At 56.0% G+C, this 13,704-nt stretch carries 9 protein-coding genes; 3 read left to right on the forward strand and 6 right to left on the reverse strand.

What is annotated here, in order from left to right:
* Positions 1-44 precede the first annotated feature (44 nt).
* A complete protein-coding gene (locus tag KO1_RS26460) occupies positions 45-1,676 on the reverse strand; it encodes a Na/Pi cotransporter family protein (RefSeq protein ID WP_004109645.1) in 1,632 nt (543 codons plus the stop codon).
* A 186-nt stretch (positions 1,677-1,862) separates the two neighbouring features.
* The gene (metH, locus tag KO1_RS26465) at positions 1,863-5,546 is read right to left on the reverse strand and encodes a methionine synthase (protein ID WP_004117169.1); all 3,684 of its coding nucleotides are present in this window, start codon (positions 5,544-5,546) and stop codon (positions 1,863-1,865) included.
* A 196-nt stretch (positions 5,547-5,742) separates the two neighbouring features.
* Here metH and iclR point away from each other — a divergent pair, with 196 nt between their 5' ends.
* Both iclR and KO1_RS26475 read left to right on the forward strand, forming a co-directional pair.
* Positions 5,743-6,570, forward strand: a complete 828-nt coding sequence (gene iclR / locus KO1_RS26470; RefSeq protein WP_004117167.1) for a glyoxylate bypass operon transcriptional repressor IclR — start codon at positions 5,743-5,745, stop codon at positions 6,568-6,570.
* A 9-nt stretch (positions 6,571-6,579) separates the two neighbouring features.
* Complete coding sequence (locus tag KO1_RS26475) at positions 6,580-6,984, forward strand: ASCH domain-containing protein (protein WP_094298898.1); 405 nt, start codon at positions 6,580-6,582, stop codon at positions 6,982-6,984.
* Positions 6,985-6,998: 14 nt separating this feature from the next.
* Here the strand turns inward: KO1_RS26475 and aceK are convergent, their stop codons facing one another.
* The 4 genes from aceK to metA form a co-directional block, all read right to left on the reverse strand.
* Complete coding sequence (gene aceK, locus KO1_RS26480) at positions 6,999-8,741, reverse strand: bifunctional isocitrate dehydrogenase kinase/phosphatase (RefSeq protein WP_004109658.1); 1,743 nt, start codon at positions 8,739-8,741, stop codon at positions 6,999-7,001.
* A gap of 48 nt (positions 8,742-8,789) precedes the next feature.
* The gene (aceA, locus tag KO1_RS26485; RefSeq protein WP_024274896.1) at positions 8,790-10,094 is read right to left on the reverse strand and encodes an isocitrate lyase; all 1,305 of its coding nucleotides are present in this window, start codon (positions 10,092-10,094) and stop codon (positions 8,790-8,792) included.
* Positions 10,095-10,250: 156 nt separating this feature from the next.
* On the reverse strand, positions 10,251-11,852 hold the full coding sequence (gene aceB / locus KO1_RS26490) for a malate synthase A (protein WP_004117150.1): 1,602 nt from the start codon (positions 11,850-11,852) through the stop codon (positions 10,251-10,253).
* Between the two features lie 259 nt (positions 11,853-12,111).
* A complete protein-coding gene (gene metA / locus KO1_RS26495; RefSeq protein WP_004109666.1) occupies positions 12,112-13,041 on the reverse strand; it encodes a homoserine O-acetyltransferase MetA in 930 nt (309 codons plus the stop codon).
* 156 nt (positions 13,042-13,197) lie between these two features.
* Between metA and KO1_RS26500 the strand changes: the two genes are divergently transcribed.
* A complete protein-coding gene (locus tag KO1_RS26500) occupies positions 13,198-13,635 on the forward strand; it encodes an acetyltransferase (RefSeq protein ID WP_004117147.1) in 438 nt (145 codons plus the stop codon).
* Positions 13,636-13,704: the final 69 nt, after the last annotated feature.

Consider the following 13,704-nt stretch of genomic DNA (forward strand, 5'->3'; position numbering starts at 1 on the left):
GGCTAAGCGCAGCGCGAGCCGGGGATGTCAGACGGCGTCAGCGCTTAATAATCATCGCGCTCATCGTCCTCATCCGGCTGCTCCATCACGCTATAGGCTACCGAGCAGAACAGCGAGTTCAGACGCTTCATATCGCCCAGCAGCGCCAGGTGCAGCGTACTGGTTTCGATACTCTGCACGTTTTGCTGATGCAGGCGATCAACGTGAGCATGCGAGTAACGACGGTTCATAATGCGAAAACGGTGTTTGCTACGGCGCAAGCGGCGGGCGCTCGGTACGTCGCCGGAAAAGAAAACCGACATCGCCAGCTGTAGATTGCTGAGCAGCTGATCGTAGAGCGCATCCAGCTCTTTCAACCCCTCCATGGAGAACGCGCGCCGCGCGGCCAGCGATTTATCGGCGATTTCGCTGCCCATTCGTTCAACGATATCTGAAGCCTGCTCGAGGTTGAGCGCCATTTCGATAATTTCCGCCCAGCGGCGGGATTCCTCATCGGCCAGCTCCTCTTTTGGCATCCGCGCCAGATAGAGCTTAATCGCGGTGTAAAGTACGTTGATATCGTCCGCCAGCCGCCGCAGCTCTTTCTCTTCACGCGGTTCACCGTGCATCACTTTATGCAGGCTTTCCAGCATCTGCTCCATGGCATCGCCGATACGCAAGGTTTCGCGGGCGGCGTTAGCCAGCGCCAGAGCCGGGGTGTCCAGCGCTGAAGTATCAAGATGCTTTGGCTTCAGTCGTGCATCCAGCTCCGGCTCATCGCGAATCAGTCGCTTACAGAGGTTAGCCATCGGCCCGGCGAACGGCACCATGGCGATACAGCGGATCAGGTTGTAGAAGACGTGGAAATAGATAACCAGTTCGGATTTTTGCAGCGGAAGCTCATCCATAACGTTTGCCAACAGATGGACAAACGGCAGGATAATCAGACTACCCACCAGCTTAAACAACAGGCTGCCGAGCGCAACGCGGCGCGCGGCGGCATTAGCGCCGCTGTTGTTTAGCATCGCCAGCAGCCCGGATCCGAGGTTGGCGCCAATCACCAGGCACAGCGCCACCGGGAACGAAATCACGCCGGTGGCGGTTAACGTAGCGGTCAGCAGCACCGCTGCCAGGCTTGAATAGCTGATGATGGCAAATACCGCGCCGATCAGCGCATCCAGCATAATATCGCCGGTCAACGAGGCGAAAATCACCTGCACGCCGTTAGCCTGGGTGATGGGATGCACCGCCTGAACGATCAGCTCCAGCGCCAGCAGAATCAAGCCCAGGCCAATACCCACGCGCCCGAGCTGGCCCGCACGCGTTTGCTTGCGCCCAAGGAAGAAAATGACGCCGATAAAAATCAGCAGCGGCGAAAGCCAGGACAGGTCGAAGGTCAGCACCCTCGCCATCAGCGCGGTACCAACGTCAGCGCCCAGCACCATCACCAGCGCAGGGGCTAACGCCACCAGATCCTGGGCGACAAAAGAGGTGACCAGCATGGTGGTGGCGTTGCTGCTCTGGACCAGCGCGGTAACCCCGATCCCCGCGCAGAAGGCGAGCGGTTTTTTCTCCACGCTGCTGCTGAGTACACTTCTCAGGCGAGCGCCGTAGACGCGCATCACGCCGGTACGAACAATATGGGTGCCCCACACCAGTAGAGCGACGGCGGACAACAGGTGTAGCAGAGTTAACACGGAATCAGCTTCTCCTTATATTTATTTGTTCCAGAAACTCATAAACCGTTACAGGCCGGATAGCGCTTCGCTTATCCGACGGCAACGATCGCAAGCTCCCTTCAGTATAAGGGTTTATGCACAATAAAGAGACAGGGCGCTCGTTGAGCGCCCTGTTAGTTGTAAGGAAAGATAACGGCTGGTGGATCAATCGGCATCGTAACCGAGGTTCGGCGCCAGCCAGCGCTCCACTTCCGCCACGCTCATCCCCTTACGTAACGCATAGTCCTCCACCTGATCGCGCTGAATTTGCGCTACCGCGAAGTACTTACTGTCCGGATGGCTGAAGTACCAGCCGGAAACCGACGCGCCGGGCCACATGGCAAAGGATTCCGTCAGCTTCATGCCGGTACGTTTTTCCACCTCCAGCAGCTCCCAGATGGTCGCCTTTTCGGTGTGCTCCGGACAGGCGGGATAGCCCGGCGCCGGGCGTATTCCCTGGTAATTCTCGCGGATCAGCTCCTCGTTGCTGAGGTTTTCGTTCGCCGCATAGCCCCAGTAGACCTTACGCACCCGCTCATGCAGATACTCGGCGAAGGCTTCCGCCAGACGGTCGGCAATCGCCTTCACCATAATCTTGTTATAGTCATCGTGCTGTGCCTCCCAGGCGTCGGCCAGCGCGTCTTCTTCAAGGCCGCCGGTCACCGCAAAGGCGCCGATATAGTCCGCCTTCCCCGACAGCTTCGGCGCGACAAAATCCGCCAGGCAGTAGTTGGCAAAGCCGACTTTCTCGGTCTGCTGGCGCAGATGATGCCCCACCGTCAGCACATGAGTCCGGGTTTCATCGCGATAGATTTCAATATCGTCGCCGACGCGGTTAGCCGGGAACAGCCCCACGACGCCGCGTGGATTGAGGGCCTTCCCGGCACTGAGCTTATCCAGCAGTTCGTTGGCGTCTTTAAACAGGCGCTGTGCCTCTTCGCCCACGACTTCATCTTCCAGAATGCGCGGATACTTACCGGCCAGCGACCAGGTCATAAAGAACGGCGTCCAGTCGATATAATTACGCAGGGTTTCAATACTGGCTTCCACCTCATGCACGCCCAGACGATGAGCTACCGGCGGGGTGTAGCTTGCCCAGTCAAAGGCCAGGTCGTTATCGCGCGCGGCTTCCAGCGTGACGGGGGGAGTGCGCGGCTTTTTACGTCCGTGCTGAATACGCACCGTTTCGTACTCTTTGCGGGTACGGGCGACAAAATCATCGCGCTGGCTATCGGACAGCAGGGCGGCGACCACGCCGACGGTGCGCGAGGCGTTCTGCACGTAGACCGTCGGGCCGCTGTAGTTCTGCTCGATTTTCACTGCCGTATGCGCTTTCGAGGTGGTTGCGCCACCGATCAGCAGCGGAATAGTAAAGCCCTGACGCTCCATCTCCTTCGCCACGTTGACCATCTCATCCAGCGACGGCGTAATCAGCCCGGAGAGGCCAATCAGGTCGGCGTTAACCTCGCGGGCGGTTTTCAGGATTTTATCCGCAGGCACCATCACGCCCAGATCGACGATTTCATAGTTATTACACTGCAGCACGACGCCGACAATATTCTTGCCGATATCGTGAACGTCACCCTTCACGGTGGCGATGACCATCTTGCCGTTGCTGGAACCTTTCTCTTTGCTGGCCTCAATATAGGGTTCGAGGTAGGCCACCGCCTGCTTCATTACGCGGGCGGATTTCACCACCTGAGGCAGGAACATTTTCCCTTCACCGAACAGATCGCCAACCACGTTCATACCGTCCATCAGCGGTCCTTCGATAACCTCGATCGGGCGCGCGGCCTGCTGTCGGGCTTCTTCGGTATCGAGCTCAATAAATTCGGTAATGCCTTTAACCAGCGAGTACTCGAGACGTTTTTTGACGTCCCAGCTGCGCCATTCCGCCTGCTGGGCGTTGGCGGTATCGTCAGTTTTGCTGCCGCGATATTTCTCCGCCAGATCCAGCAGGCGTTCGGTGCCATCATCGCGGCGGTTCAGAATCACATCTTCAACCGCGTCGCGCAGCTCGGCGGGAAGGTCGTCGTAAATTGCCAGCTGTCCAGCGTTGACGATACCCATATCCATGCCGTTACGGATGGCGTAGTAGAGGAATACTGCGTGAATCGCCTCGCGCACCGGGTCGTTACCGCGGAAGGAGAACGACACGTTAGAGACGCCGCCGGAGATCAGCGCGTGCGGCAGTTCGCGTTTGATATCTTCACAGGCGCCGATAAAGTCCTGGGCATAGTTGTTGTGCTCTTCAATTCCGGTCGCCACGGCGAAAATATTCGGGTCGAAGATGATGTCTTCCGGCGGGAAGCCCACCTCTTCGGTAAGAATGGTGTACGCCCGGCGGCAAATTTCAATTTTACGTTCGCGGGTATCGGCCTGACCCACTTCATCAAAGGCCATCACCACGACGGCGGCCCCGTAGCGGCGCACCTTTTTCGCATGCTGGATAAACGGCTCAACGCCCTCTTTCATCGAGATGGAGTTAACGATGCCTTTGCCCTGAATACACTTCAGGCCCTTTTCGATAACCTCCCATTTGGAGGAGTCGATCATAATCGGCACGCGGGCGATATCCGGCTCACCGGCGATCAGGTTGAGGAAACGCGTCATCGCCGCTTCGGCGTCGAGCATCCCCTCATCCATATTGATATCGATAATCTGTGCGCCGCTTTCCACCTGCTGGCGCGCCACATCCAGCGCTTCGTTATATTTTTCTTCTTTAATCAGGCGTTTGAATTTCGCCGAGCCGGTAACGTTGGTGCGTTCGCCGACGTTCACAAACAGGCTGTCATCGCCGATATTCAGCGGCTCAAGGCCGGAAAGACGGCAGGCGACGGGGATCTCCGGCAGCTGGCGCGGCGGCAGGCCGGCCACCGCGCGGCTCATGGCGGCGATATGTTCCGGCGTGGTGCCGCAGCAGCCGCCGACAATATTCAGGAAGCCGGCCTCCGCCCATTCGCGAATTTGCGTCGCCATCGTGTCGGCGTCCAGATCGTATTCACCAAAGGCGTTCGGCAGACCGGCGTTCGGGTGGGCGGTGACGTAGCATTCGGCGATACGCGACAGCTCCTGCACGTACTGGCGCAGTTCGTCCGGCCCCAGAGCGCAGTTGAGGCCGAAAGTGAGCGCATCGGCGTGGCGCAGCGAGTTATAAAAGGCTTCGGTGGTCTGGCCGGACAGCGTGCGACCGGAGGCGTCGGTGATGGTGCCGGAGATCATAATCGGCAGATCGACCCCCAGCGCTTCAAACTCCTCTTTGACCGCAAAGATCGCCGCTTTGGCGTTGAGGGTATCGAACACCGTCTCAATCAGAATCAGATCCGCCCCGCCTTCCACCAGCGCTTTGGTGGATTCACGATAGGCTTCCACCAGCCCGTCAAAGGTGATGTTGCGAAAGGCCGGGTCATTGACGTCAGGAGAAATGGACGCAGTGCGGTTAGTCGGGCCGAGAACGCCTGCCACGTAGCGTGGTTTTTCCGGCGTGCGCGCGGTCCAGGCATCAGCGCTGGCGCGGGCCAGTTTCGCCGCCGTAAAGTTGATTTCCGCCGACAGGGATTCCATCTGGTAATCCGCCATCGCGATGGTCGTCGAGTTAAAGGTGTTGGTTTCAATGATATCCGCCCCGGCCGCAAAATAGGCATCGTGGATGGCGGTGATCACTTCCGGCTTGCTGAGAACCAGCAGGTCGTTGTTGCCCTTCAGGTCGCACGGCCAGTCGGCAAAACGCTCGCCGCGGAAGTCCTGCTCACTCAGACGATAGCTCTGGATCATGGTGCCCATGCCCCCATCCAGAACCAGAATACGTTCTTTTAACTGCTGATGCAGTTGCTCAACTTTGCTGCTCACACTCGCTCCCGACAACGCTCAACCAGACCGAAAAAACTCAACGGACCATACTGGCACAAACCGAAGGGGTGGAAAAGAGAACAGCGGGCAAGATGAGACATGTTCAGCTTCACTCATCCGATCAGTCGGGTAGTGATTGCATTATCGCCAAATAAAACGAAAATCATTTCCACGATACAGAAAAAAGGAGTCCGCGATGGCGACCCCCGCTCCCGCAAAACGCGGCAGAAAACCTGCCGCCTCCGCCGCCGCTCCGGCTGGCGGGCAAGTTCAGTCCCTGACCCGCGGCCTGAAGCTGCTCGAATGGATTGCTGAATCTCACGGCAGCGTGGCGCTGACCGAACTGGCCCAGCAGGCCGGCTTGCCTAATTCCACCACCCACCGCCTGTTAACCACGATGCAGCAGTTGGGTTTTGTTCGTCAGGTCGGTGAACTGGGCCACTGGTCGGTGGGCGCCCATGCTTTCGTCGTCGGCAGCAGCTTCCTGCAAAGTCGTAACCTGTTGGCGATCGTCCATCCGATTTTGCGTCAACTGATGGAAGACTCCGGCGAAACGGTTAACCTCGCGGTGCTGGACCCGAGCGATCATCAGGCGATCATTATCGATCAGGTGCAGTGTACCCAACTGATGCGTATGTCGGCGCCGATTGGCGGTAAGCTGCCGATGCACGCTTCCGGCGCCGGTAAGGCGTTTTTGTCTCAGTTGAGTGAAGATCAGGTCACCGGCCTGCTGCACCGTCAAGGTCTGCACGCTTACACCCACGCTACGCTGGTATCGCCGGTGCATCTGAAAGAGGACCTGGCCCAGACGCGTAAGCGCGGCTATTCGTTTGATGACGAAGAACACGCGCTAGGACTGCGCTGCGTAGCGTCATGCATTTATGATGAACATCGTGAGCCGTTCGCCGCTATCTCTATTTCCGGGCCCATTTCCCGCATTACCGATGACCGCGTGACCGAGTTCGGCGCCATGGTGATCAAAGCGGCGAAAGAAGTGACGCTGGCGTATGGCGGAGTGCGATAAATGAGCGATCTGAAATCCTACTGGCAGGATAAATACCCTTCTGCTTTTTGCTGGTCTTTCGGCGATTCAGCGGAGCTGGCCGACGAGCTGGCGGCCCTGGTCATCGCGGGGAAGAAGCGCGGCACCTGCGGTTCGCTTGCCGGCTATCAGCAGGAGCAGCCGCCCGTGACGCCGGGGGCATATCACATTGTGCTGGACGGCCAGGGCAAAGCCGTCTGCGTGATACGCACCCTGATGCTCAGGCTGATCCGGTTTAATGAAATGAGTCCTGAGCTCGCCGCGCTGGAGGGCGAAGGTGATTTGAGCCTCGCTTACTGGCAATCGGCGCATCAGGCATTCTTTGAACGCGAAGGCACCTGGGCGCCGGATATGGAGCTGGTGTACGAAGAATTTGCGGTTATAGAGGCCGCCTGAACCTGGCCGCCTGTTTACCCTGCCTGTTGCAGGTTGCCATAACGCACGCAAAAGCGCTGACGGCGACGATAGGCGTAGACGTCTTCCACGTGGCCGTTGCGAATACGGTTTTGCAGCTCCCGCCAGTAGTCGGCGCGCAGCAGGTCGGCGTGCATCTCTTCAAATAGCGGCCCGATACGCGGGTCGGCGCACAGCCAGTGGCGAAACTCCTCCGGAAAAACATCGCCCGGCGAGACGCTGTACCAGGGCTCGCTGGCAAGCTCATCTTCCGGATAGCGCGCTGGCGGGATCTCGCGGAAATTCACCTCCGTCATATAGCAAATTTCATCGTAATCGTAGAACACCACCCGGCCGTGACGCGTAACGCCAAAATTCTTAAATAGCATATCGCCCGGGAAAATGTTGGCGGCAGCCAGCTGACGAATGGCGTTCCCGTACTCCTCGACTGCATCGCGCAGCGCCTGCCCGTCAACCTGCTCCAGCCAGATATTCAGCGGCACCATCCGCCGCTCGATATACAGATGGCTGATCGCAATCCGATCGCCGAGGTCGGTAATTTTCCCACCGGCTTCGGTTTGTAACAGGGCCATCAGCTCGGGCGCAATTTGCCGTTTCTCCAGCACGAAGTTCTCAAACTCCTGGGTGTCGGCCATCCGTCCCACGCGGTCATGCTCTTTGACCAGCTGGTAACAGGCGCGCACGTGAGCGGCAGTCATCTCTTTCTGCGGCGCGAAGCGGTCCTTGATGACCTTAAATACCCGGTCAAAGCCCGGCAAGGTAAACACCAGCATGACCATCCCGCGGATCCCCGGCGCTTCAACAAATTGTTCATTGCTGCGGGAAAGATAGTGCAGGTATTCCCGATAGCTTTCCGTTTTCGCATGCTTCTGGCAGCCAATCGCCATGTACAGTTCGGCGGTGGTTTTACCCGGCAGAATCTCGCGCAGCCACTCGACCAGCGCGCCGGGCAGCGGCGCGTAAACCATAAAATAGGAGCGGGCGAAGCCAAAAACGATACTGGCTTCGGCATGCGTCGTCAGGCAAGCATCGACAAACAGTTCACCTTCATCGGTACGATGGATTGGCAGAAGAAAAGGCAGCGTGGCCATCGGCGTAACCAATTTGCCTACCAGCCAGGCTGCCTTATTGCGGTAAAAAAGTTCATTCGCCACCTGTAGATACGACCGGGAGAGCAGCTCGCCGCCAAGCGCTTCCTGCAGGCAAACGGTGATATACCCGATATCGCGCGCTCTGTTTTGCCACGGCAGGCGGAGAGGAAGATCGGATAACACTTTGCGTAATAACGTGTCCCAGCCGCGCTCGGGAAAGAAATCTTTCGCCAGCGGCCGCGGTATAGAGCGCAGGCGCCGCTCGGGCTGCGAGCTGAAAATAAAAAGCCGCTCGGGAGTCAGCGAGCGGTGGTCAAACAACCGACAATAGACGGAATTGAAAAAGCTCTCCGCAATTTCGAAGCGAGGGTAATCCGGCAGCAGGCGGGTATAGTGTTCTTTTACCCGCAGCAAAAAGTCGCTATCGGTATTTTTGCCATCGGTAATGCAGCGCAGCTGCTCGACGACCAGGCCGACATGGTGATCGTAGAGATGGATGCGCTGCTTCATCGCCTGCTGGACGGCATGCCAGTCGGCCTGTTCAAAGCGCTGCTGGGCGCCGGAAGTGACTTCAAGAAAACGACCGTACTGGGCGTCGAAACCCTGCAAAATAGTTTGCGCAATCAATAATTCCAGGCCACGTGTCATACCTTCCCCTCTCTCCCTCTCCCCCGGAGAGAGGGAGAGGGGAAATGATCAGAACTGATCTTCTTCTGTAGAGCCGGTTAACGCCGTTACTGATGAGGTTCCGCCCTGGATAATGGTGGTGACCTTATCGAAGTAGCCAGTCCCGACCTCCTGCTGATGGGAGACAAAGGTATAGCCATCTTTCGCCGCCGCGAATTCCGGCTGCTGAACCTTCTCAACGTAGTGCTTCATCCCCTCGCCCTGGGCGTAAGCGTGAGCCAGATCGAACATGTTGAACCACATGCTGTGAATACCGGCCAGGGTGATGAACTGATATTTGTAGCCCATATCCGCCAGCTGCTGCTGGAAGCTGGCAATGGTTTTATCATCCAGCTTTTTCTGCCAGTTAAACGACGGTGAGCAGTTATAGGCCAGCAGTTTGCCCGGATATTTCGCATGGATCGCATCGGCAAAGCGCTTCGCCAGCTCAAGGTCCGGGGTGGAGGTTTCACACCACACCAGGTCGGCATAGGGCGCGTAGGCCAGCCCGCGGCTGATCGCCTGTTCGATACCGGCATGGGTGCGGAAGAAACCTTCGCTGGTACGGTCGCCGGTAATGAACTGACGATCGTAAGGATCGCAGTCTGAGGTAATTAAATCCGCCGCATCGGCGTCAGTGCGGGCAATCACCAGCGTTGGCACGCCCATTACGTCTGCCGCCAGACGCGCGGCAACCAGTTTCTGAATCGCTTCTTGCGTGGGAACCAGTACTTTGCCGCCCATATGGCCGCATTTCTTCACCGATGCCAGCTGATCTTCGAAGTGTACGGCCGCTGCACCGGCCTCAATCATCGATTTCATCAGCTCAAACGCATTAAGCACGCCGCCAAATCCCGCTTCCGCATCGGCGACGATCGGCAGAAAATAATCGGTATAACGCGGATCGTTCGGTTCAATACCCGCAGACCACTGGATCTGATCCGCGCGGCGGAAGGTGTTATTGATCCGATCGACCACGGCCGGTACTGAGTTAGCCGGATAGAGCGATTGATCCGGATACATGCTGGAGGCCAGGTTGGCGTCCGCCGCGACCTGCCAGCCAGAAAGGTAAATCGCTTCAATGCCCGCTTTCGCCTGCTGTAACGCCTGGCCCCCGGTCAGCGCGCCCAGGCTGTTGACGTAGCCTTTTTTCGCTTCGCCGTGCAGCAGTCGCCACATCTTTGCCGCGCCCAGCTGCGCCAGCGTACATTCCGGGTTAACGGAGCCGCGTAGCTTCACCACGTCTTCGGCGCTGTATGGGCGAGTAATGCCTTCCCAGCGCGGGTTGGTCCACTCTTTGTTTAATTCTTCGATTTGTTGGGTACGGGTTTTCATGTGCAGATGCTCCATATTATTTTCCTGGCTTCCCAGGCATTATTGGTGATGGCAGTTTGGTCACGGCCAGCGCGCAAAAACCGGAGCGTACTTATAGTACGTGAGGATTTTGAGTACTGCCCGGGGCCAAAATGGCAAACAAAGTAGCCTGGGCCGTCAGGCCAGCAGGCGGTAACCCGGCAAAGTCAGGAAGTCAATGAGCTCATCGGAAGTGGTGATCTGTTCCATCAGGCGCGCGGCCTCGTCAAAGCGCCCGCTGCTGTAGCGGTGCTCGCCCAGTTCGTCCTGAATCACCCGCATCTCTTCGGCCAGCCACTGGCGGAACAGCGCTTTAGTTACCGGTTGACCGCTGCTGAGCGTTTTTTCGTGATGGATCCACTGCCAGATTGAGGTACGTGAGATCTCGGCCGTTGCCGCATCCTCCATGAGGCCATAAATCGGTACGCAGCCGTTGCCGGAAATCCACGCCTCAATGTACTGCACCGCCACGCGAATGTTGGCGCGCATGCCCTCTTCGGTTCGTTCGCCCTCGCAGGGGGCCAGCAGCTGTTCAGCGGTAATTGGCGCATCGTCTTCACGGGTGACAAATAGCTGATTTTTGTTCTCACCGAGCACGCTATTAAAGACGGCCATCGCGGTGTCAGCCAGACCGGGATGCGCAATCCATGTGCCATCATGGCCGTTATTCGCCTCCAGCGATTTGTCCGCTTTTACCTTGTTCAGCACCTGATTGTTCCGCTCAGCATCTTTGCTCGGAATAAAGGCCGCCATGCCGCCCATCGCAAATGCGCCGCGCTTATGGCAGGTCTTAATTAACAATCGTGAGTAGGCACTGAGGAATGGCTTATCCATCGTCACCACCTGACGATCCGGCAGAACGCGGTCCGGGTGATTCTTCAGCGTTTTGATATAGCTGAAGATATAGTCCCAGCGCCCGCAGTTCAGACCCACAATATGGTCGCGCAGGGCATGCAGGATTTCGTCCATCTGGAATACGGCGGGCAGCGTTTCAATCAGCAGCGTGGCTTTGATGGTGCCGCGCGGCAGCTCAAAACGGTCTTCCGTAAAGCTAAAGACTTCACTCCACCACGCAGCTTCCTGCCAGGCCTGGGTTTTCGGCAGATAGAAATAGGGCCCGCTGCCTTTTTCCAGTAACGCTTTGTAGTTATGGAAGAAATAAAGAGCAAAGTCGAACAGGCTGCCGGGAATGGCTTCCCTGCGCCATGTCACGTGTTTTTCCGGCAGATGCAGGCCGCGCACGCGACAGATCAGCAGCGCCGGGTTCGGTTTAAGCTGATAGATTTTGCCAGCTTCATTGGTATAGCTGATGGTGCCGTTAACCGCATCGCGCAGGTTAATTTGCCCCTCAATGACTTTGCTCCATTCAGGCGCCAGTGAGTCTTCGAAATCCGCCATAAAGACTTTTACGTTCGCATTCAGCGCATTGATCACCATCTTACGCTCTACCGGACCGGTGATTTCCACCCGGCGATCCTGCAAATCCACAGGGATGCCGCGAATTTTCCAATCACCATTACGAATGGAAGCTGTTTCCGAAATAAAATCAGGTAGCTTACCGTCATCAATTTCCTGCTGCTGCTGGAGACGCGCCGCCAGGAGTTTATTGCGCTCAGGCGTAAAGCGGCTCACCAGTTCAGTCAAAAATTCGACTGCCTCAGGCGTTAAGATTTGCTTCTCCTGGTCGCCATATGGCTGGCTAAAAGCCAGTTCGTCAGTAATTGTCGCCTGCTGCGTCATGTGCTGCTCCTCTTAGTTGATCCAGTTGGCGCGAACGTAAGATCATTGTGTAGTTTTCGTTCAGCACAATTAAGACTACGCATTTATTTTTCAAAATCAAAAACAATTTCCATTTTTAATTTAATTCTCATTTAACCTATTGATAACAATATAAATAAAGTTTAATCACAATATGAGCCGCATTTCGGAAATAAAAAAGGCACCCGAAGGTGCCAGAGGCAAAATGCTGAAACGCTTTAGGATCGCGTTGTGTAGAAGATTAATCCAGAGTCGGATTCATATGGCGTAGATCGTATGGCGTGATCTGGTAGACGTAATAATTCAGCCAGTTGATAAACAGTAGATTGCCATGGCTTCGCCAGGTGGCGCGCGGTTTGTTCTGCGGATCGTTTTGCGGGAAATAATTGTGTGGAACCTGGGGATCGAGGCCCGCTTCCACATCGCGGAAGAACTCGCTGGCCAGGGTGTTTGCATCATATTCTGGATGACCGGTCACGAAGGCGATACGCTTGTCTTTGCTGGCGAACAGGTAGGCATCGCCCTCTTCCGTTTCCGCCAGAATCTCCAGGTCGGTGTAGTCACGTATCAGCGCCGCCGGGAAATCGGCATAGCGCGAGTGCGGCGCGAGAAAGCTATCGTCAAAGCCGCGAGTTAATAAGGCATGTGGTTGCAGGATATGATGTTCGTAGACGCCGGAAATCTTCTCAGAGCGCGTCTGTTTAGGGATACCATAGAGGATATTGAGGGCCGCCTGTACAGCCCAACAGACAAATAGCGTTGAGGTAACATGATCTTTAGCCCATTCCAGCACCTGTTTGATCTGCGGCCAGTAGGCAACGTCATTAAACTCAACCAAACCTAAGGGCGCGCCGGTAACAATCAGGCCATCAAAATTCTGATCGCAAATATCTTCAAAGTTGCAGTAGAAGTTGTTCAGGTGTTCCGCTGGGGTATTACGCGATTCGCGGGCATCGATGCGCAGCAGCTGGATATCAAGCTGCAGAGGAGAGTTGGAAAGCAGTCGCAAAAACTGATTCTCAGTCTCGATTTTCTTCGGCATCAGATTAAGGATGAGCACCTTCAGCGGGCGGATTTCCTGAGTCGTCGCGCGAGTTGTCGTCATCACAAAGACGTTTTCATTACGCAAGAAATTGACGGCCGGTAGCTCGTCCTGCACCCGAATTGGCATAACTTTATTACCTCATAGCATACGTATAAACGTTTAGACATCCAGACAGCTGAAGATACCCAGGAATAATGTGAATGTCGAGCCTGCAAATGCAGGGTGAGAAAATTTCACGGAGATATTTACGTTAGAATATAAGAACAAATAAAAGGAGCACGTATGGTTATTAGTATCCGCCGTTCACGGCATGATGAAGGGAAAAAATTGATTGCGATCTGGTGTCGATCGGTCGATGCAACGCACGGTTTTTTATCAAAAGCATATAGAGCGGAGCTGGAAGAGCTGGTGAGTTCATTCCTACCCGAAGCGCCGCTGTGGGTAGCAGTAACGGAGGAAGATGAGCCGGTCGCCTTTATGCTTCTAACGGGGGAACATATGGATGCGTTATTTGTTGATCCTGCTGTTCGCGGCTGTGGCGTGGGTAAGCTTTTGATTAAACACGCCTTGTCGTTAGCGCCCAGACTGACGACTAACGTTAACGAGCAGAATGAACAAGCGGTCGGATTTTATAAGAAAATGGGCTTTAAGGTGACAGGCCGTTCTGAAACGGACGATCTTGGAAAACCGTATCCGTTATTGAATTTGGTACACGAGTAATGAAAAGGCCGGATAAGGGTAGACCGATGTCCGGCAGTTTCAGACGACTAAAACGCAAAGAGCCCATCC

Source organism: Klebsiella oxytoca NBRC 105695 (assembly GCF_001598695.1).
GTDB lineage: Bacteria > Pseudomonadota > Gammaproteobacteria > Enterobacterales > Enterobacteriaceae > Klebsiella > Klebsiella oxytoca.